Source organism: Bacteroides muris (ex Fokt et al. 2023), from assembly GCF_024704895.1.
Taxonomy (GTDB): Bacteria; Bacteroidota; Bacteroidia; order Bacteroidales; family Bacteroidaceae; genus Bacteroides; species Bacteroides muris.
This window is the reverse complement of the sequence record NZ_JAMZEE010000007.1, coordinates 1-19,421: the sequence shown is the minus strand read 5'-3', so window position 1 is coordinate 19,421 and position 19,421 is coordinate 1. Positions and strand designations below refer to the sequence as shown.

Below are 19,421 nucleotides of genomic sequence, written 5' to 3'. Positions count from 1 at the left end.
AGAAGTTTTACGGGAAAAGCCGATGGATAGGACGATTGAGGAAAAGATGAAGGTGTTTGAAGGATGTGGTTTAAATGAAAAGCCGTGAGGCAAATATTTGTGCATTTGTAGAATTGGCAGGGAAAATGTTTATCTTTGCAAGATATGGAAAAAGTAAGGAAACATAATAAGAATATCCTGATGATATGGATAGGTACCATTGCGGTAGTGGCGCTTTCTTGGGGAGCAGTGTGGTGTGATAATGCCCGTCAGGGGCAGGGTGAGGCAAGGGAAGTGGCGATACAAACACTGCGCAATGTTGCAGAACGGGTGATAAACCGGGAATTTGATAAGTTGGAGATGTGTTATGTGTTTAAATCTGATGATGGCAAAAAGTATGCTAAACGGAAATCAATATCGGAGACTGGTGAACTTGAAGTAGAGGTAGATTCATTGAAAGAAGCGCGGGGGTTGTTTCCATTAGAGACACTAGGAGGTAAAGCCAATATGCTGAACAATTGTGGAAAATTCCCATTGGAAAAGATTTGTCTGGAGTGGGAGGATGAAATGAATGTCCGGTATGGCAGAGTCGCATGTGCACTTTTTCTTAAAGTCAATCCCTTGGGAAAAGCTGTTTGTCAGGAATCGTTTGCGGGAGAAGAGTCTGTCAGGGCCTTGCAATACGATTTGGGCACTTATTACTTGGATGGCATGTACACAATGAAGTTGACAGCTTATATGCAACTTGATTTTCGGCGTTACGTGGATTGGACCGATTCCTTATTGCGGCTGTTGTCCGTTTTCTTTTTACTCGTGCTGTTGGCAGGATTGGTGTTTTATGTCCGGTTGCGGATGCATAAGGAGGAAGAAACTCCGAAGGTGCCGGAAACAGTCTTTCGGTTTGGCGAATATATATTTGATGCCGTGTGCCATACGCTGATTCATGAAGAAGGTACTATGAACTGCACGCCGCAAGCCGCCAAGTTGTTGCTTGGTTTTGCCAAGGCACCCGATTTCTTTTTGACCAATGATGAGATTGCCGCCATTTGCGGTTGGCATTTAGAGGATTTGAATTTAGATGCGCGCCGCCGGAAAGCAATCAGTTTACTGAAAAAGATGTTTAAGGCAGATGGTTCCGTTCAAATTTGTTTTGTGCCGGAGAGGGAAGGGTATCAAATCGTTATATTGATATAAGTTATTGTTTACCATGTACTTAATTCTTTGTTGTAGGGCGTGAATTTTTTTTCACGCCCCGTAGCTGTATATTTGTTTTCCATTTAGTTGGTGCTTTCCAATCTTTCTTTTTCCTTTGTTTCCATAACTAAAATGAAATGCAATGAAAAACTTTACAGTAAAATTAGTAGGAACGATGGCTATTGTCTGTCTCCTTTCGTTTTTAGGCTATACCCGAATCAATCACTCAGAAAAGTTAGACGATTTGCTATTGGAAAACATCGAAGCGTTGGCTGCCGATGAAAGCGGAAATACAACTATCTGTGTAGGGAGTGGTTCAATTGTTTGCCCCATTACAAAAGGAGGAGTGGAACATGTGTATATTTGTTATTAGTCTGTCTCATTAGTTTGTCGCTGTTCTCCCTTTTCTCTTGTACGTTGAAACCTGTGGGAATCCTTGTCGTTTACGGAAATCCCCCAGGCTATCAAGTTGAAAAGGAAAACTGTGTGGCTGGACAGCGTCTTGTTCCGTAATCGAAATAGAAAATATATAAAAAGGTGATGGAGAGGAGCGGACGGCTAGCGCTTTGTTGGCCCATTCGCACCGTCCGTTCCGTACCCCCCCGGAAAGGAGGTTTTGGCAAAGATAGTGATTTAGTTAGAATAAGCAATGCGTTTGCTGTTCCGTTGAAAGGATAGATACGGGGTAAATATTGTTTTATAATTAATTTAAAAGAAAAGCTAAAATGAATAAGATTTTAAAAATAACACTTGTTGCAGCAGTTGCTGCTGTTGCCGGTTATGGGGTTTACGCAAATCAGAATGAAAAAGCAATGTCTGATTTAATGTTGGCTAATGTGGAAGCATTGGCAGGCAGCAATGAGGGATATGTAATAGGACCGATAGGTACTAATTGGAAAACATATAGAATAACTTGCGTCAGAACAGTAGGTTTTGACTATATTATTGTAGATACGACAACTACTACTTATGAAGCAGATGTGTGTGGAAAAGGTAGCGGCACTTGTCTTTCTCCGGCAGGCTGTTGAAAATGATTGCTGTTTTTGAGATTTCATATCAAGGCAGGTCATGTCTTGATATGAAATGGCAGATTCTATAAGTTTTATTTGTGAAAATCAAGATGGTCGTATCAAAATATAATAATTGATAATCAGTAACTTCTGTTTGTGCTTGTTGTGTAAACAAATCAATCACGCAATCAGAGAATCAATACATGAAAAATTTTGGTCCGGTTTCTCTGATAAGAAATTACTTAACTTAGTTAAAATGAGATATTTTATTTTATACATATTCTTTTTGTCAGCATTGGGAAGTTGTAAAACTGATAAGGTGAAACCTTTAAGTATTTTTTCAGATGTAGTGCCGGAAAAAATAGAACGTGATGTTCGGGATATGCCTGTTAAGGGCTCTGCTGTTGATACAATAGTTGTCGCAGATTGCGATTTGAAAGAAAGGCTGCATGTATCTTCGTGGGTGGATTCTATTACTTATCTCAGCCTTGACAATCGTGAGGAGGCTTTATTGGGAGCGATAAATAAGGTCGTTTGTAGGAAAGATGCCATTTACTTGTTAGACAGATACAAGTCGAAGTCTATAAAGAAATTTTCTATGGAGGGGAAATTTCTGACAAATATAGGCACATTTGGGGAAGCTCCTGAGGAATATGCTGAACCGACAGATTTTGTAGTGACAGATAGCCTGGTGATTGTATATGACCAGTTTACGAGTCGTTTTATTTATTATACATTGAATGGGAAGTATCTTCGTTCTTGTAGGCTTCCGTTCTTGTGCCTTCGGTTCCATCGTTTTTCAGAGGATAACTTCGTATTTTGTACTTTGGATGCAGATAATCAGCATTTGGCTTCCATAGAAGATTATTCCATCTTCCGGACAGATAGTTTGTTTGTCATTAAGGAACGCGGATTCTATCGTGAGCGCGGAAAATATTCGAGTATAATTAGCGATTATAATTTTAGCGAGTTGAACGGCAGGTTATATTATCATTCTCCGTATAGCGGCAGGATATACGAAATTGATGATGACGGAACGTGCCGGTTGGCATTTTTTCTGGATTTTGGTGACAGGCAGGTGCCGGAGAACTTGTTGCTGGATAAGAATTGGAATGAATATAAACAGGCAAGTAGCAGTAGTGGGTACTATTTTTTTCCGGGAAAGTATTTGCTTACTGATGATGTTGTGTATTTTGCGTATGCTAATCACCATAAGGAATATCAGTGCCTTTATTCGTTGAGAAGAAAAGAAGGCATCAGAAGTTCGGTTGTGCGTAATGATGTCTTGTCAATTTTCCCTTTTTCTAATCTGGTAGGTGTAGAGGGACACGCTCTGATAGGGTATGTATATCCAAATGATATAGTGGTGGCACGTGAACATTATGATGCAGTGCAGTGGACCGAATGGGTGGGTGAAAAGGCTGCTGATATTGCGAAACAGTTCAATGAAGAAGATAATATGGTTTTATTGTGGTTTCATATGAAGGAAAAATGATTGATAGCTCAAGGAATATGGTGAGAGTTGTGATACTGTTTTTTGTGGTATGTATGTGTTTCTTTTCATGTCAAAGGAAGGGAGTTGTTAATGAACAGGTGTTATATTGGCAAGATCGTGAAATCTTATTTCCTCAAAAAAATGTATTTACTCTGTTTGGTAAAGATACAGTGGATATGCTGTTTGATAGTCCTTATAAGATACTTTCTTATTTAGACTCAATGGGTTGTGTCAGTTGCAAAGCACAGTTTCCTGCTTGGAAGGAATTTCTTGTTTATTTGGAACAGAAAAAAGTTCCGGTTTTGTTTTTTATGGGTACGCGTCGGTTGAAAGAAATGCAGTTTATTTTAAGGCGTGAAACTTTTGGCTATCCGGTTTGTATTGATGAAAAAGATAGTTTGAACAAGTTGAACCATTTTTCTTCAGACTTAATGTTTCAAACCTTTTTGTTGGATAAAGATAATAAAGTGCTTGCTATCGGCAATCCCATCCACAACCCAAAAGTGAAAGAACTTTATCTGAAAATCATCCAAGGTGGAAAAATAGGAAGTATCAATGAAAGTAACGTGCTAAACACTATGGTCGACATAGATAAAACCGCTGCCTCATTGGGAGATTTCGCTTGGCAGGAAGAGCGAAAAGCAACTTTTACCTTGAAGAACATGGGTAATAAACCTCTGTTTATTTCGGATGTTACCACCTCCTGCGGTTGCACTTCTGTAGATTACTCCAAAGAACCTGTCAACCCCAGTGACAGCCTGCGTCTGCATGTCATCTACAAGGCTGACCATCCCGGACACTTCAGCAAGACGATAACCGTCTATTGTAATGCAGATGCTTCTCCGATACGGTTGAAAATAAGTGGTAATGCAAAATAGGAAGATATGTTGAGAGGAATATTATCGGCAGGCATTTGTCTGCTGTTTCTGCTGTCCGGCTGCACTTCGGATGAAGACCGACGCATAGAGGAAGTGCTGGACTTTGCGGGAGACAATAGTGGGGAACTGAAACAGGTGCTTTCCCACTATGAAAGGCAGGGAGGAGCGGGTCTTCTTGTGGGAGAATGGCATGCAGTGGTTTGTGGCACATCTGAGATGGTGAACGTGTGGGATGGAGGAACGGGGCCGGGTGAATTAATCTGGCATTGACACTAACGTCAGTACCGTGATTTCCGGCCATGCCCCGAACCGGAACGGCAGTCCTACATAGCCGATGCCAATATTTACGTACAAAGCCCTCTTGCCTTCGCAGTACATCCCTCTCCATTCCGGATAGATGAGTTCGGAGAGGGAATGTCCGAATAAAATGCCTTGCATGGCATGGGTATGTCTTGCAAGCATCAGTGAAATGTCCGATTGGGGCAGTACCTCACGTCTCCAGTGCGTAGGGTTATGGCTGAGCAGTATTTGGAACATTCCCTCCGTGCCCTGCATGGCTTGTGGCAAGTTTGCAAATTGGGAGAAAGGAGGCTCACCGTCGTTTTCCACGCCGATAAGGGCTATGCTGTCGCCTTTGTGATGAAGGATGTCGTGCTCATTGTTCAGCAGTTTCCATCCCATTGCTTGCTGCTGCCGGATTAAATAGTCCAGATTGGCGATTTCTGCTTTCGGACTTTGCCAGTGATAGTATGAACCATAGTCATGGTTACCGAGGATAGAATATACTCCGTCCGGTGCGTGAATTTTTTTTCACGCCCCGTAGCTGTATATTTGTTTTCCATTTAGTTGGTGCTTTCCAATCTTTCTTTTTCCTTTGTTTCCATAACTAAAATAAAATGCAATGAAAAACTTTACAGTAAAATTAGTAGGAACGATGGCTATTGTCTGTCTCCTTTCGTTTTTAGGCTATACCCGAATCAATCACTCAGAAAAGTTAGACGATTTGCTATTGGAAAACATCGAAGCGTTGGCTGCCGATGAAAGCGGAAATACAACTATCTGTGTAGGGAGTGGTTCAATCGTTTGCCCCATTACAAAAGGAGGAGTGGAACATGTGTATATTTGTTATTAGTCTGTCTCATTAGTTTGTCGCTGTTCTCCCTTTTCTCTTGTACGTTGAAACCTGTGGGAATCCTTGTCGTTTACGGAAATCCCCCAGGCTATCAAGTTGAAAAGGAAAGCTGTGTGGCTGGACAGCGTCTTGTTCCGTAATCGAAATAGAAAATATAAAAAGGTGATGGAGAGGAGCGGACGGCTAACGCTTTGTTGGCCCATTCGCACCGTCCGTTCCGTAACCCACCCCGGAAAGGAGGTTTTGGCAAAGATAGTGATTTAGTTAGAATAAGCAATGCGTTTGCTGTTCCGTTGAAAGGATAGATACGGGGTAAATATTGTTTTATAATTAATTTAAAAGAAAAGCTAAAATGAATAAGATTTTTAAAATAACACTTGTTGCAGCAGTTGCTGCTGTTGCCGGTTATGGGGTTTATGCAAATCAGAAAACAGAAGGTGTGTCAGATTTGATGCAGGCTAATGTAGAAGCATTGGCTGGTTCTGAAGGAGCAGCACCATGTGGAGGACCTAAGTCAAACGGGGAATGTCAATCTACCAATACGGTTAATTGTAAAGATCTATCAGGCTGCCAATAGCCTGTTGGTATGAACTGTTTTCAATAAGGTTCTTGGTCGTTTAAGGCGAGGAATCTTATTGAAAATTTTATTCACTGTTATTTTGCGAGACAAGTTTATAATGCTTAATTTATGTATCGTATGAAATTGAAGTATGTTGTTTTTATATTAGTACTTTGGGCACTGGGTGCAGGGGGATGTGATAAAGAAAGAAAAAATCATTTATCTGTTCCAATGGAAGTGATAGATTTTACTACATTAGAAATGAGAGTTTTGTCGGAAATTTTAGATGAAAAAGAATCTGAATATGTCTTGTTGAAGAGTGGTAATGTGAAAGAACTATTAGGTAGAATAGACAAAATGAAAGTGGTAGATGATAAAATTTATATAGCAGATACCCGTATGCGTTCATTGGTAGTATATGATTGTATGGGGAATTATTTGGCACAAGTAGGTATACGTGGGCAGGGACCAAAAGAGTATGTCAATTTATCGGATTTTGATGTGGATGCTAATGGGAATGTATATGTGCTGGACGGACGATTAAATAAAATGCTGCAATATAATAATGATTATGAGTGTGTAGAAGAATGTATGTTACCGTTTGAAGCGGATATATTGGCAACTTTGGATAATGATTCATTGCTTTTAGGGCTTTCTTCGTGGAATCGAGGGGATGGAGCCGGGCATAAAATAGCATTGGTGGATAAGAAGGGAAAAATTGGTCAAACTTATTTGGATTATGATAGATTTGTTGATCCTGCTTACTGGATTTCTAATTATACGTTTGCAGATGCAGGTAGTCAGTTGGCTTATAATCAAACGATAGATAATAATATTTATATCTTATCTCGTAAGGGGGAACTGGAAAAAGTCTTTTTTATAGATTTTGGTAAGGATAATGTTCCTAATCAGGATAAAATTGATATAGAAACCAAGCTGAAAAATTATGATAATTATTGCTTGATACGTAAAATATTAGCTGTGACAGATAAGTACATCATTGGCTTTATATGGCAACATCGGCAAACGAAGCCTTTTGTGATAGACTATCGATTAAAAAAATGCTATATGGGTGAAGCAATCTCTGATATTGATAGGAGAGTGGGCTGTGGTTATTCAAATGGTACTATAATTTCATATATAGATTCAGAGAATGAAGAACTTCCTGATTCTGTTAATCAGTTTGTTAGGAATGATGGCTTTGTTTTGAAATTTAGTAAATTGAATTAAGTATTTGATAAATGAAATGTTTTTATTTTCTCTTTGTTCTTTTTGTCTTTTCTTCATGTCAGCATCAAAACGATAGGAAGATTTTAGAATTATTGAAAAAATGGGAAGGACGCGAAATCCTTTTTCCTGATTTGGATGTAATAGATTCTGTGGTAAAAGATGTCAATTGGGATTATAAGATTGTTACTTATATTGATTCTGCAGAGTGCTTTAGTTGTAAATTAAATCTGAGGGATTGGATGGGGATGAAGCAGCAAGTTGATTCCGTTGATAAGAAGGTTGCTTTTTTGTTTTTTTTGCAAACCCGAAGAACTGAGGACTTGGATTATAAAATGAAATGGGATGCTTTTAATTTACCAATTGTGTTTGATGTGCAAAATTTATTTTGCCAGTTAAATCATTTTCCTGAAGATGAAAAATTTAGGACTTTTTTGTTGGATAAAGATAATAAAGTGCTTGCTATCGGCAATCCCATCCACAACCCAAAAGTGAAAGAACTTTATCTGAAAATCATCCAAGGTGAAAAAATAGGAAGTATCAATGAAAGTAACGTGCTAAACACTATGGTCGACATAGATAAAACCGCTGCCTCATTGGGAGATTTCGCTTGGCAGGAAGAGCGAAAAGCAACTTTTACCTTGAAGAACATGGGTAATAAACCTCTGTTTATTTCGGATGTTACCACCTCCTGCGGTTGCACTTCTGTAGATTACTCCAAAGAACCTGTCAACCCCAGTGACAGCCTGCGTCTGCATGTCATCTACAAGGCTGACCATCCCGGACACCTCAGCAAGACGATAACCGTCTATTGTAATGCAGATGCTTCTCCGATACGGTTGAAAATAAGTGGTAATGCAAAATAGGAAGATATGTTGAGAGGAATATTATTGGCAGGCATTTGTTTACTGTTTCTGCTGTCCGGCTGCACTTCGGATGAAGACCGACGCATAGAGGAAGTGCTGGACTTTGCGGGAGACAATAGTGGGGAACTGAAACAGGTGCTTTCCCGCTATGAAAGGCAGGGAGGAGCGGGTCTTCTTGTGGGAGAATGGCATGCAGTGGTTTGTGGCACATCTGAGATGGTGAACGTGTGGGATGGAGGAACGGGGCCGGGTGAATTAATCTGGCATTGACACTAACGTCAGTACCGTGATTTCCGGCCATGCCCCGAACCGGAACGGCAGTCCTACATAGCCGATGCCAATATTTACGTACAAAGCCCTCTTGCCTTCGTAGTACATCCCTCTCCATTCCGGATAGATAAGTTCGGCAAAGGAGTGTCCGAACAAGATGCTTTGCATAGCATGGGTATGTCCTGCAAGCATCAGTGAAATGTCCGATTGGGGCAGTACCTCACGTCTCCAGTGCGTAGGGTTATGGCTGAGCAGTATTTGGAACATTCCCTCCGTGCCCTGCATGGCTTGTGGCAAGTTTGCAAATTGGGAGAAAGGAGGCTCACCGTCGTTTTCCACGCCGATAAGGGCTATGCTGTCACCTTTGTGATGAAGGATGTCGTGCTCATTGTTCAGCAGTTTCCATCCCATTGCTTGCTGCTGCCGGATTAAATAGTCCAGATTGGCAATTTCTGCTTTCCCACTTTGCCAGTGATAGTATGAACCATAGTCATGGTTGCCGAGGATGGAGTATACTCCGTCCGGTGCGTGCAGTTGGGAGAGTATTTCTTGGAAACCATCCAGTTCATGACTCTGCTGGTTCACGAGGTCACCGGTAAAGACAATCAGGTCCGGCTTCTGCCTGTTGACCAAATCGACCAGCTGTTTGATGGCTTCCGGATTGCCTTGCCAGCTGCCGATGTGTATGTCCGATAGCTGTACTATGCGGTAGCCGTCGAAACCTTTCGGAATATCGGCAGAACAGTATTCCACCTCTTTTATGTCAAAACGGGTTATGCCGGCCAAAGTCCCGTAAAGTATATTGAGGAAACTGATTATTGCCAGAACCGCTCCTATAGCAGTGAACGGACTGCGGGGACAACGGCGGATGATGAAGTGCGCCAGTACTCCCACCAGCGAGCAGAGCATGAATATGGTTTTGGGAAAAACAAACAGCATGATGGTAATTGCCAGTCTGCCTATAGCTTGCGTATGGTTTGACATCGCGTTGTCGCCCGTAAGGAACATGAAGTAGACATAACCTGCCGCCAGCAATAAGGTGGGAAGCCAATAGAGGCCACGTAGAAAAGCCTTTCTGGTTTTTCTTATTACGTAAACCAGATAAATGTAGAGGTCGGGGATGAGAAGGAAAAGGATGAAAACAAGAGTTACTCGGTGCATATATCTTTCAATTCTTCAATGTTCTTTTTAATATGGTCCAGATGTTTGTAAATCACCCTTTTGTAGAGAATATAGATAATCAACGCATCAAATACTACAAAGAGGGTAATCAGCATGGCTTGCACACCGATGGACATCAGATGGTATTCCATCGCCCAATAATTAAGGATGTTGAAAAGGACAATCCAAATGGAGACGACTATTATCTCATATTTGGTCCATTGGCGGAAAGTGGTCGTGCGGCGGCTGACTTCGGCAACACCCATTTCCTCAATATGTGTATTCTTGTTCCAACGGTATGTTTTCCAGTCCCACCACATGCCTACGAGAATGCTGATTGCAATGAACCCTAAAAAAGGAACAATCTTTGCTTGCAGTAGTTCGTTGAAACCGAAGGTGGGCAGTAGCAGCCATATAAGAAGAAGGGCAGCCAGACATATCGTGCCTACTCCTATAGAGAATCGTTGTATGGCTACGAGGCGTCGCAGACTTTTGTGGGTATTTGCCTTGTAGCCGGCAATCAGTTCCGTAATCTGCTTTTCATCCGCAATCGGTTCTTTCTGCAACTGTTCATTCAGTGCGTTCCATGATTTTTTCAGTTCATCCAGTTCCATATATTTATTCCTCCTTGTTCATTTTTTTCAGTTTATCCTTGATGCGGCTGAGCTTGGTGGCAACGTTAGTCAGGGTCAGCCCGGTGATTTCGGCAATCTCTTCGTAGCTTTTCTCTTCCAGATAGAGCAGGATGATGGACTTTTCCAATTGTCCCAGCCGGTTTATCATCCGGTAGAGTTGCCGTAGCATGGCTTGTGTCTCGTCGGTTTCTTCAGTCCGGTCGGTCTCTTGGGTGAGGGTAACGATTTCGGGGATGTTCTTTTCTTTTCGGATAAAACTGATGCACGTGTTCAGTGCGATACGGTATATCCATGTGGAAATCTTACACTCCCGCCGGAACTTGGGAAATGCTTTCCATAAGTTGAGTACCACTTCCTGATACAGGTCGTTGAGGGTAGCGTTGGGAGTGGTGTACAGATAGCACACTTTATATATCACGCGCTCATACTCCCGTATCACGGATACAAACTCTTGTTCTGCATTTTCCATCTTTTCGCTTCTTTCGAGTTGCTTTTGCACTGTTAGTCGCGGAAAAGGGCGATAAATCACAGTTCAAAAGGATTTTTTTCTTTGGCACACGGATGATACAGCCGAGACAGATGACTACAGGTGAGGAATTCATGAAGAACAGAATTATCAGTGAAGGTCTGTTTAATCTGTGTCATCTGTGTGCTCTTTTTCCAATGTACCGAATTATCGGCATTATGATGCGCTTTCTATATTTCCTGCCAGGAATTTCCGCATATTCTCTATCGGCATTCCCCGGCGGCGGGCGTAGTCGTCCAGCTGGTCTTCTCCAATCTTGCCCACTGAAAAGTATCGGGATGCGAGATGTGCCAGCATCATGCCACAGACGGAGGAGTGAGGGTGCATGGCTCCGTTTTCCGTCAATGTGATGCCTATCCGATTCATGCCGAGCAGGTCGTCCAGCAGGAAGTTGACGGACTGGTCGGGTAGGGAAGGGTAGCCCACGGCGGGGCGGATGCCTTGGTATTTCTCGACCAGCAGATCCGGAATGGACAAGGATTCGTCGGGGGCATACCCCCAAGCCTCCTTGCGGACATATTCGTGCATCTTTTCTGTGGCGGCTTCGGCAAGGCGGTCGTTCAGAGTCTGTACAAGGAGATGTTTGTAAGGGTCGCTTTTATAAGTCTCTTCGGCCTCTTCACTGATGGTGGAGGCGAAAAGTCCTACGATGTCGGGCGTGCCCGAAGAGAGGGGACGTACAAAATCGCTCAGACAGAGAAATGGACTGCCATCGGGTTGGGGTGTCTGCTGGCGGAGCAGTGGGAAGGTTGTTCCTTCTATCAAGAGGTTATCTCCGTCTGCATTTGCCTGGCAAAGCCTGAAGATGCAATGGATGGAGATTGTTTCGTCCAGTCGGCCGAGCATTCTATTTGCCTCCTTGAAGAGCTGCATGGCTTCGGAAGCTTTGGTACGTTCCTCCTCGGGAAAGGTCGTCAGCCAAAGTGCACGGCAGGAATCGCAGCCATGAATGTTTGCAATGGCTGCAAAGCGAGGCTGGAAGCCCCAGGCATGGAAGAAATAAATCCAGTTGATGTAAGGGGTTACTTCATGAATCCGATACGAAAGCAATTCATGCCCCGGTGCCAGTATTGTCCTTTTCATCCCATTTAATCCTTAATTCCTAGCCTTCACTCCCCAAATCTCAGTTCCTCGCCACGATAAGCGTCGTCCACCATGCCGTCACTATAAACGGGATGTCCGTTGGCAAAAGTCCTTTCCACTTTCCAGTTGAAGGTATGCCCTTCCAATGGGCTCCAGCCGCATTTGCTCAAAACTTTGTCGGCTGTCACTTCCCACGGGGCATCGGGGCGTACCAGCACAAGGTCTGCCCGGTAGCCTTCGCGGATATAGCCGCGCTCGTTGATGCGGTAAATTTGTGCGGGAGCATGGCACATTTTTTCAACGATGGTCTCGAGTGTAAATACTCCCTCATCCACCAGTTGCAACATGCTGACGAGCGAAAACTGTATCATCGGCATGCCGGACATGGCCTTCGAGGCACCTCCTTCTTTTTCGGAGAGCAGATGGGGCGCATGGTCGGTGGCTATTACGTCTATCAGGCCGGAGTTGACGGCGGCACGCAGAGCATCGCGGTCGGCTTGCTTCTTAATGGCAGGATTGCACTTGATACGTGTACCCAACGTGCGATAATCACTGAGCGTGAAGAGGAGATGGGCGACGCATGCTTCGGCGGTGATATGCTTCTCGGAAAGTGAATAGTCGTTGAATAATTGCAGTTCCTTGGCTGTGGACACATGCAGAATATGCAGCCGTGCACCGGCAATCCTTGCCAGCCGTACTGCCAGTTCAGAGGATGCATAGCATGCTGCCGAAGAGCGGATGTAGGGATGCTTGCCTATGGGAATATCATTCTCTCCGGCAAACATTTCCTTATACTTGGTAAGATTGTTCTTGATGGTTTCCTGGTCTTCGCAGTGGGCGGCAATCAGCATGTCTGTACCGTTGAAGATGTTCAGCAGGCTGTTCATCTTGTCTACCAGCATGTTTCCGGTACTTGAACCCATAAATAGCTTGATGCCACAGATGCGGTGCTTGTCCAGCTTGCCAAACTCGCTGTAATTGTCGTTTGTTGCACCGAAGTAGCACGAATGGTTTACGATACACTTCTCGTTCAGCAGGTCAAATTTGGCGTTGAGGGCATCCAGCGTAGTGGTTGCCGGGGTGGTATTGGGCATATCCATGATGGAGGTCACACCTCCTGCGGCCGCCGCACGGCTTTCTGTGAGGATGTCCGCCTTGTGGGTCAGTCCCGGGTCGCGAAAATGTACATGGTCGTCGATAATGCCCGGCAGCAAATAGCATCCGGTGGCATCTATGGTTTCGTCACAAGGTGCGGAGAGGGGCTTCCGGTTGGTCAGCACCTCCGCAATGCGCCCGTCTTCTATCACTACGGAACCTTTCGCGGATTGTCCTTCGTTGACAATCGTTGCGTTATGTATCAATGTTCTTTTCATACCTTATTATATTCAAAGCTTGTCACCTCTTCATTTTATCATTCTATACTATCGCTTCATCGCCTTATCGTACAGTAGGATATTTATGAAACCAACTGTTCCATTTCAGCCGAATCACTCCGAATACAGCCTCACCAAAGATACTGCTGTTCATTTTGGAGGTGCCCAGTTCGCGATTGATGAAGATGACGGGTACTTCCTTTACCTTGAAGCCGCATTTGTAGGCGGTGAATTTCATTTCTATCTGGAAGGCATATCCTTTGAAGCGGATACCGTCCAGATTGATAGTGTCCAATACTTGGCGGCGGTAACATACAAATCCGGCTGTAGTGTCATGGATGGGCAGCCCGGTGATGAAACGTACATATTTGGAGGCGAAATAAGACATCAGTACACGTCCCATGGGCCAGTTCACTACGTTCACACCACTCACATAACGTGAACCGATAGCTACATCGGCACCCTCTTCGGAGCAGGCCCGGTAGAGGCGAGGCAGGTCTTGGGGATTGTGGCTGAAATCGGCATCCATTTCGAAGATATACTCATAGTCTTGTTGCAATGCCCACTTGAAGCCGGCTATATAGGCTGTTCCCAATCCCAGCTTTCCTTTGCGCTCCACCATGAAGAGGCGTCCGGCGAACTCTTGCTGTAAGGTTCTGACGATGTCTGCCGTTCCGTCGGGCGAACCGTCTTCAATGACAAGGATGTGAAAGCCATGTTCCAGAGCAAAAACGGCACGGATGATATTCTCTATATTCTCCCGTTCATTGTAGGTGGGGATGATGACAATGCTGTCTGATGTTTGCATACTTATTGGTAATGGGGGTTATAATTGGGAACAAATGTAATACATTTCTTTTTTATCTGGCAGCATTTTCACACAAATCTTGATTTTGCAAAGTTCTGGCGTCACGACTCTTTCATTAGTGTAGCTCCTTCTGGCTCCTGACTATGAGGGATGCAGGTTGAATGAAAGAACCGTATGCCTGACTTTGAACTTTAGTCTCAATCTTCAGTCATTCCCGTCTCAATCATTAACAAAATACATCCAAACTATTTGCGAAAAACTTCCGAAGTATAAAGGGGAAAGTTGGCAGATAAAGGCGTAAAGAGAGTTCTCCGGTCTTGGTCTGTCTATCCCAAGCCTTGGGATAGACAGACCAAACCTTGGGATACATGTTCGCAGGCTGGGGATAAACTTTGTGTAACATAACTCCTGAATAGGGATTGTGAAGGCTATGTTATTCATAATTGGAGGGAAAGAAGTTTCACCGCTTCTCTCTGATAAAAAGGACGATACAGGAAAAGGTGAAGGATGTGCAGGCTGAAAGCGGAAAGATTATTTCGGAGAACATGGTTGCCGACTGGCCAAAGCTAAAGATTATTTGTGTATTTTTGCACCGGATTTATTTCGGTAGGGTACCTCGTAAGGGACAATACCGGGGAAAAAGCGCAAAGCAATGAATATAACCGAACTGCAACAATCTTATGCCTCCCATCCCAATGTAGAGGGGGTGTGCAGGCTTCTGAAAGATAACTCTGTCCGTCATCTGTATTGCGGAGGTTTATGTGCCTCTGCCGCTTCTTTGTTTTCGTCTGTGTTGGTTCAGCGGGCTACCTGTCCGCTCGTTTTCATTCTGGGCGATGTGGAGGAAGCCGGTTATTTCTATCATGATTTGACGCAGGTATTGGGGACGGAGCAGGTGTTGTTTTTTCCTTCCTCGTTCCGTCGTGCCATCAAGTACGGGCAGAAGGATGCGGCAAACGAAATACTCCGCACAGAAGTGCTGAGTCGCCTGCAAAAAGGAGAAGAGGGGCTTTGCGTGGTGACCTATCCGGATGCGCTGGCCGAAAAGGTTGTCTCACGTAAAGAACTTGGAGACAATACACTGAAACTGCATGCAGGAGAGAGGGTAGACATGAACTTCGTGACGGACGTGTTGCGCAGTTACGGTTTCGAATATGTGGACTACGTCTACGAGCCGGGACAGTATGCCGTGCGTGGCAGTATTATCGACGTCTTTTCCTTCTCTTCCGAATATCCCTTCCGTATAGACTTCTTCGGCGATGAGGTGGAAAGCGTCCGAACTTTTGAGGTGGAGACACAGCTTTCGAAGGAGAAGAAAGAAAGCATCGTGATAGTTCCCGACTTGAGCCATAGCCTGGAAAAAGGGGGAAGCGGCGGCATGGTGTCGTTCCTCGATTTCCTTCCGTCGGACAGCGTGCTGGCCATGCGCGATTTCCTTTGGCTGCGCGAACGCATCCAGACCGTGCACGACGAATCGCTCACCCCACAGGCCATCGCCGCCCGTGAGTCGGAGGAAAATGGAGCCATCATGCTGGAAGGCAAGCTGATTGATGGTGGCGAGTTCACCCTGCGCGCCCTCGATTTCCGCCGGATGGAGTTCGGCAACAAGCCCACCGGAACGCCGGATGCTACCGTCTCATTCCATACTGCGGCACAGCCCATCTTCCATAAAAACTTCGACATGGTGGCAGAGAGTTTCCGAGAATACCTCTCCCGCCGGTACACCATCTACATATGCAGTGACAGCTTGAAACAGACCGACCGTATCCGTGCCATCTTTGAAGACCGTGGAGACAACATATCTTTTACTGCCGTAGAACGGACATTGCACGAAGGGTTTGCCGACGACACTTTGCGTATTTGTGCCTTTACCGACCATCAGCTGTTCGACCGTTTTCACAAGTACAACTTGAAGAGTGACAAGGCACGCAGCGGCAAGGTGGCTTTGAGTTTGAAAGAGTTGAATCAGTTTACTCCCGGCGACTATGTGGTGCATACCGACCACGGTGTGGGGCGTTTTGCCGGACTGGTGCGTATTCCTAACGGCGACTCTACGCAGGAGGTGATGAAGATTGTCTATCAGAATGAAGATGTGGTGTTTGTCTCCATTCACTCCCTGCACAAGGTTTCCAAGTACAAGGGGAAGGAGGGTGAATCCCCCCGCCTCAACAAGCTCGGCACCGGAGCCTGGGAGAAACTGAAAGACCGCACCAAGACGAAGATAAAGGATATTGCCCGCGACTTGATAAAGCTTTACTCTCAACGTCGCGAGGAAAAAGGTTTCCAATACAGTCCCGACAGTTTCCTGCAACGGGAATTGGAAGCCTCTTTCATCTACGAAGATACCCCCGACCAAAGCAAGGCTACTTCCGACGTGAAGGCTGACATGGAGAGTGCCCGCCCGATGGACCGTCTGGTGTGTGGTGACGTGGGTTTCGGCAAGACCGAGGTAGCCGTGCGTGCCGCATTCAAGGCAGTGGCGGACAATAAGCAGGTGGCTGTGCTCGTGCCCACCACTGTGCTTGCCTACCAGCATTTCCAGACCTTCAAGGAACGTTTGAAAGGCTTGCCCTGCCGGGTGGATTATCTGAGCCGTGCCCGTACCTCCGCTCAGGCAAAGGCTGCCATCAAGGGCCTTGCCGAGGGAGAAGTGAATATCCTTATCGGCACGCACCGCATTTTGGGCAAGGACGTCAGATTCAAAGACCTCGGCCTGCTCATCATCGACGAAGAGCAGAAGTTCGGCGTGTCTGTCAAGGAGAAACTCCGTCAGCTCAAAGTGAATGTCGATACTCTGACGATGACCGCTACACCCATTCCCCGCACTTTGCAGTTCTCGCTGATGGGTGCCCGCGACCTCAGTGTCATCCAGACTCCGCCCCCCAACCGCTATCCCGTGCAGACCGAAGTGCATACCTTCAACGAGGAAGTTATTGTTGATGCCGTCAACTTCGAGATGAGTCGTAACGGCCAAGTCTTCTTCGTGAACAACCGCATTTCCAACCTCGTCGAACTGAAAGCCTTGATAGAGCGCCACATTCCCGACTGCCGCGTTTGCATTGGCCATGGGCAGATGGAACCGGCCGAGCTGGAGAAGATAATCTTTGATTTCGTCAATTACGACTACGATGTGCTGCTTGCCACCACTATCATCGAGAGCGGCATCGACATACCCAATGCCAATACCATCATCATCAACCAGGCGCAGAACTTCGGCCTTAGTGACCTGCACCAGATGCGCGGACGTGTGGGGCGCAGCAACAAGAAAGCTTTCTGCTACTTGCTGGCACCGCCATTGTCTTCCCTTACTCCCGAAGCAAAACGGCGCCTGCAAGCCATCGAGAACTTCTCCGACCTGGGCAGTGGCATCCACATTGCCATGCAAGATCTTGACATCCGCGGTGCGGGAAATATGCTTGGTGCCGAGCAGAGCGGCTTCATTGCCGACTTGGGCTATGAAACCTATCAGAAGATTCTCTCCGAAGCCGTACGCGAACTGAAGACCGATGAATTTGCCGACCTTTATGCCGACGAACTGAAAGCGGACGGAGGCGTCATCAGTGGAGAACAGTTTGTTGATGAATGCCAAGTGGAAAGTGACCTTGAACTTTTGTTGCCTGCCGACTATGTGACCGGCAGCAGCGAACGCATGCTGCTCTATCGCGAGTTGGACGGATTGACGCTCGATAAGGATGTGGATGCTTTCCGTTCCCGTCTCGAAGACCGCTTCGGCCCGATTCCTCCTGAAACAGAAGAATTGCTGCGCATCGTTCCCTTGCGCCGTCTGGCTGCCCGCCTCGGCGTGGAGAAAGTCTTTTTGAAAGGTGGGCGCATGTCTTTGTTCTTTGTGTCCAATCCGGACAGCCTGTACTATCAGAGCCAGGCTTTCGGTAAGGTCATTGCCTACATGATGAAGTGCACCAAGCGTTGTGACCTGCGCGAACAGAACAACAAACGGAGTATGCTGGTGAAGGATGTCAGGACGGTGGAAGAAGCAGTCTGTGTGTTGCAGGAGGTAGTGGCAATGCAGGTGGAGGGGTGAACGGGTACCGGAAAGAAAGACTACTGCATATTTGTTTTATTGGAATATTCTTTTTTACTTTGTACGACCAAAAAAATGTCGTATGAGATCCTTAAATGAACATATCGAAATAATAAGGAAATGTAGTGGCGTGCTACGTTCATATTTTGGGGTTACTTCTTTGCGTATCTTTGGTTCTGTAGCCCGTAATGAACAAAAAGAGGATAGCGATGTGGATGTTTGTGTAGATATGAAGCCTAATTTGTTTTTGCATGTAGAACTAAAGAAGTTTTTAGAGGAACAATTAGGCTGTCCGGTGGATGTTGTTCGCTTCCATAAAAATATGAATGATTTTCTCAGACGACAGATAGAAAAAGATGGAATCCTTATCTCTCTATAAAAGAGAAGTAGCTTTGGGTATTCTGAAGCAGATTGAGCAGGCGATTATACGTTTGCAGGAAAGAACTGTGAATATCCATAGTGTGGATGACTTTCTTTTGTCTCCTGCTGGCATGGAAAAGTTGGATGCGGTTTGTATGTTACTCATTGCAATAGGGGAGAGCTTGAAAGGCTTTGATAAAGTAACAGAGAAAAAGGTCTTAATCAATTATCCTCAGATACCTTGGAGTAATGTAATGGGAGTCCGGGATATTATAGCCCATCATTATTTTAATATTGATGCAGAAGAAATATTCGGTATTGTCCATGGTGAGTTATCTTCTCTTTTGGAGGCTATTCGTTATTTAATTCAAGAATTATCTTGCTCTGTCATCACATCTGGTACAAATGAAGTCTATAAGGATAAATTGAATGCTGTGGAGTGGAAGAAAAAATGTGAGGAGATTAAAAGAAGGGATAACTATCGTTGTGTAAATTGTCAGAATCAAGTTCTAATTGAATTGGATGGAATAGATGACTTGGAGAGATATTTAGGCGAAATAGAATTAAAAAACTTTGGAATAATTAAAAATGTTTTTCAGCAAAGAGAAAATATATTTAATGATAGAAGTGGATTAACTGTACATGAAGAACATGAGTTGATAACAAAAGAAAAATGTAGTTCCTTAGATGATTATGGCTTGTTTCTTTATGAAATGAAGAAAAACATTCCATGTCCTTTTGCTCCTGTAAACGTCCTATTTTCCGCCTTGACGCTGATTTAATATAAATATACCTTTGTGGCAAACTTGAAATTTACAGTTAT

20 protein-coding genes and 1 pseudogene are annotated in these 19,421 nt (G+C 44.7%); 14 read left to right on the top strand and 7 right to left on the bottom strand.

What is annotated here, in order from left to right; genetic code table 11:
* The first annotated feature begins 144 nt into the window (after nt 1–144).
* From M1B78_RS04330 to M1B78_RS04305, 6 genes are all read left to right on the top strand, one after another.
* Nucleotides 145–1,173 (top strand): winged helix-turn-helix domain-containing protein, encoded by a 1,029-nt coding sequence (locus M1B78_RS04330; RefSeq protein WP_257939991.1) that lies wholly within the window; start codon nt 145–147, stop codon nt 1,171–1,173.
* 142 nt (nt 1,174–1,315) lie between these two features.
* Nucleotides 1,316–1,546, top strand: coding sequence for an NVEALA domain-containing protein (locus M1B78_RS04325; protein ID WP_136011568.1), 231 nt, complete (start codon nt 1,316–1,318; stop codon nt 1,544–1,546).
* A gap of 352 nt (nt 1,547–1,898) precedes the next feature.
* Nucleotides 1,899–2,201: an NVEALA domain-containing protein gene (locus M1B78_RS04320; protein ID WP_257939990.1), complete on the top strand. Its 303-nt coding sequence runs from the start codon at nt 1,899–1,901 to the stop codon at nt 2,199–2,201.
* Between the two features lie 301 nt (nt 2,202–2,502).
* Complete coding sequence (locus M1B78_RS04315) at nt 2,503–3,678, top strand: 6-bladed beta-propeller (protein ID WP_257939989.1); 1,176 nt, start codon at nt 2,503–2,505, stop codon at nt 3,676–3,678.
* Nucleotides 3,654–4,556: a DUF1573 domain-containing protein gene (locus M1B78_RS04310; protein WP_257939988.1), complete on the top strand. Its 903-nt coding sequence runs from the start codon at nt 3,654–3,656 to the stop codon at nt 4,554–4,556. Before M1B78_RS04315 ends, M1B78_RS04310 begins: the two co-directional genes overlap by 25 nt.
* A 6-nt stretch (nt 4,557–4,562) precedes the next feature.
* On the top strand, nt 4,563–4,826 hold the full coding sequence (locus M1B78_RS04305; RefSeq protein ID WP_136011449.1) for a hypothetical protein: 264 nt from the start codon (nt 4,563–4,565) through the stop codon (nt 4,824–4,826).
* Here M1B78_RS04305 and M1B78_RS04300 read toward each other — a convergent pair.
* Nucleotides 4,812–5,363 (bottom strand): annotated as a pseudogene (locus tag M1B78_RS04300) (metallophosphoesterase); the annotation flags it as partial. The gene M1B78_RS04305 and the pseudogene M1B78_RS04300 sit on opposite strands and share 15 nt — an antisense overlap.
* 94 nt (nt 5,364–5,457) lie before the next feature.
* Here M1B78_RS04300 and M1B78_RS04295 point away from each other — a divergent pair.
* From M1B78_RS04295 to M1B78_RS04275, 5 genes are all read left to right on the top strand, one after another.
* On the top strand, nt 5,458–5,688 hold the full coding sequence (locus M1B78_RS04295; RefSeq protein WP_136011568.1) for an NVEALA domain-containing protein: 231 nt from the start codon (nt 5,458–5,460) through the stop codon (nt 5,686–5,688).
* A 352-nt stretch (nt 5,689–6,040) separates the two neighbouring features.
* Nucleotides 6,041–6,265 carry an NVEALA domain-containing protein gene (locus M1B78_RS04290; RefSeq protein ID WP_257939987.1) on the top strand — a complete coding sequence of 75 codons (225 nt, stop codon included), beginning with the start codon at nt 6,041–6,043 and terminating at the stop codon, nt 6,263–6,265.
* A gap of 120 nt (nt 6,266–6,385) precedes the next feature.
* Nucleotides 6,386–7,477 (top strand): 6-bladed beta-propeller, encoded by a 1,092-nt coding sequence (locus tag M1B78_RS04285; protein WP_176469460.1) that lies wholly within the window; start codon nt 6,386–6,388, stop codon nt 7,475–7,477.
* An 11-nt stretch (nt 7,478–7,488) separates the two neighbouring features.
* Nucleotides 7,489–8,340 (top strand): DUF1573 domain-containing protein, encoded by an 852-nt coding sequence (locus M1B78_RS04280; protein ID WP_257939986.1) that lies wholly within the window; start codon nt 7,489–7,491, stop codon nt 8,338–8,340.
* A gap of 6 nt (nt 8,341–8,346) precedes the next feature.
* Entirely contained in the window at nt 8,347–8,610 is a 264-nt protein-coding gene (locus M1B78_RS04275; protein ID WP_257939985.1) for a hypothetical protein, read from the top strand.
* Here the strand turns inward: M1B78_RS04275 and M1B78_RS04270 are convergent.
* From M1B78_RS04270 to M1B78_RS04245, 6 genes are all read right to left on the bottom strand, one after another.
* Nucleotides 8,596–9,771, bottom strand: coding sequence for a metallophosphoesterase (locus tag M1B78_RS04270; protein WP_257939984.1), 1,176 nt, complete (start codon nt 9,769–9,771; stop codon nt 8,596–8,598). The genes M1B78_RS04275 and M1B78_RS04270 overlap by 15 nt on opposite strands.
* Entirely contained in the window at nt 9,759–10,385 is a 627-nt protein-coding gene (locus M1B78_RS04265) for a hypothetical protein (protein WP_257939983.1), read from the bottom strand. The genes M1B78_RS04270 and M1B78_RS04265 overlap by 13 nt, the downstream gene beginning before the upstream one ends.
* Before the next feature lie 4 nt (nt 10,386–10,389).
* Nucleotides 10,390–10,875 carry an RNA polymerase sigma factor gene (locus M1B78_RS04260; protein WP_136011446.1) on the bottom strand — a complete coding sequence of 162 codons (486 nt, stop codon included), beginning with the start codon at nt 10,873–10,875 and terminating at the stop codon, nt 10,390–10,392.
* 213 nt (nt 10,876–11,088) lie between these two features.
* Nucleotides 11,089–12,015 (bottom strand): vitamin B12 dependent-methionine synthase activation domain-containing protein, encoded by a 927-nt coding sequence (locus M1B78_RS04255; RefSeq protein ID WP_257939982.1) that lies wholly within the window; start codon nt 12,013–12,015, stop codon nt 11,089–11,091.
* Nucleotides 12,016–12,041: 26 nt separating this feature from the next.
* Nucleotides 12,042–13,388 (bottom strand): dihydroorotase, encoded by a 1,347-nt coding sequence (locus tag M1B78_RS04250; RefSeq protein ID WP_257939981.1) that lies wholly within the window; start codon nt 13,386–13,388, stop codon nt 12,042–12,044.
* A 64-nt stretch (nt 13,389–13,452) separates the two neighbouring features.
* On the bottom strand, nt 13,453–14,196 hold the full coding sequence (locus M1B78_RS04245) for a polyprenol monophosphomannose synthase (protein ID WP_136011443.1): 744 nt from the start codon (nt 14,194–14,196) through the stop codon (nt 13,453–13,455).
* Nucleotides 14,197–14,848: 652 nt separating this feature from the next.
* On the opposite strand from M1B78_RS04245, the gene mfd reads away from it, so the two are divergent.
* From mfd to M1B78_RS04230, 3 genes are all read left to right on the top strand, one after another.
* A complete protein-coding gene (gene mfd / locus M1B78_RS04240) occupies nt 14,849–18,238 on the top strand; it encodes a transcription-repair coupling factor (RefSeq protein ID WP_257939980.1) in 3,390 nt (1,129 codons plus the stop codon).
* 82 nt (nt 18,239–18,320) lie between these two features.
* A complete protein-coding gene (locus tag M1B78_RS04235; RefSeq protein ID WP_257939979.1) occupies nt 18,321–18,617 on the top strand; it encodes a nucleotidyltransferase family protein in 297 nt (98 codons plus the stop codon).
* The gene (locus tag M1B78_RS04230) at nt 18,595–19,380 is read left to right on the top strand and encodes a HepT-like ribonuclease domain-containing protein (RefSeq protein WP_257939978.1); all 786 of its coding nucleotides are present in this window, start codon (nt 18,595–18,597) and stop codon (nt 19,378–19,380) included. Before M1B78_RS04235 ends, M1B78_RS04230 begins: the two co-directional genes overlap by 23 nt.
* Nucleotides 19,381–19,421: the final 41 nt, after the last annotated feature.

Coding starts and splice junctions, on each gene's coding strand:
- M1B78_RS04330 (WP_257939991.1), top strand. CDS start 145: ATGGAAAAAGTAAGGAAACATAATAAGAATATCCTGATGATATGGATA.
- M1B78_RS04280 (WP_257939986.1), top strand. CDS start 7,489: ATGAAATGTTTTTATTTTCTCTTTGTTCTTTTTGTCTTTTCTTCATGT.
- M1B78_RS04255 (WP_257939982.1), bottom strand. CDS start 12,015: ATGAAAAGGACAATACTGGCACCGGGGCATGAATTGCTTTCGTATCGG.
- mfd (WP_257939980.1), top strand. CDS start 14,849: ATGAATATAACCGAACTGCAACAATCTTATGCCTCCCATCCCAATGTA.
- M1B78_RS04265 (WP_257939983.1), bottom strand. CDS start 10,385: ATGGAACTGGATGAACTGAAAAAATCATGGAACGCACTGAATGAACAG.
- M1B78_RS04230 (WP_257939978.1), top strand. CDS start 18,595: ATGGAATCCTTATCTCTCTATAAAAGAGAAGTAGCTTTGGGTATTCTG.
- M1B78_RS04290 (WP_257939987.1), top strand. CDS start 6,041: ATGAATAAGATTTTTAAAATAACACTTGTTGCAGCAGTTGCTGCTGTT.
- M1B78_RS04245 (WP_136011443.1), bottom strand. CDS start 14,196: ATGCAAACATCAGACAGCATTGTCATCATCCCCACCTACAATGAACGG.
- M1B78_RS04260 (WP_136011446.1), bottom strand. CDS start 10,875: ATGGAAAATGCAGAACAAGAGTTTGTATCCGTGATACGGGAGTATGAG.
- M1B78_RS04270 (WP_257939984.1), bottom strand. CDS start 9,771: ATGCACCGAGTAACTCTTGTTTTCATCCTTTTCCTTCTCATCCCCGAC.
- M1B78_RS04325 (WP_136011568.1), top strand. CDS start 1,316: ATGAAAAACTTTACAGTAAAATTAGTAGGAACGATGGCTATTGTCTGT.
- M1B78_RS04275 (WP_257939985.1), top strand. CDS start 8,347: ATGTTGAGAGGAATATTATTGGCAGGCATTTGTTTACTGTTTCTGCTG.
- M1B78_RS04295 (WP_136011568.1), top strand. CDS start 5,458: ATGAAAAACTTTACAGTAAAATTAGTAGGAACGATGGCTATTGTCTGT.
- M1B78_RS04320 (WP_257939990.1), top strand. CDS start 1,899: ATGAATAAGATTTTAAAAATAACACTTGTTGCAGCAGTTGCTGCTGTT.
- M1B78_RS04235 (WP_257939979.1), top strand. CDS start 18,321: ATGAGATCCTTAAATGAACATATCGAAATAATAAGGAAATGTAGTGGC.
- M1B78_RS04250 (WP_257939981.1), bottom strand. CDS start 13,388: ATGAAAAGAACATTGATACATAACGCAACGATTGTCAACGAAGGACAA.
- M1B78_RS04285 (WP_176469460.1), top strand. CDS start 6,386: ATGAAATTGAAGTATGTTGTTTTTATATTAGTACTTTGGGCACTGGGT.
- M1B78_RS04305 (WP_136011449.1), top strand. CDS start 4,563: ATGTTGAGAGGAATATTATCGGCAGGCATTTGTCTGCTGTTTCTGCTG.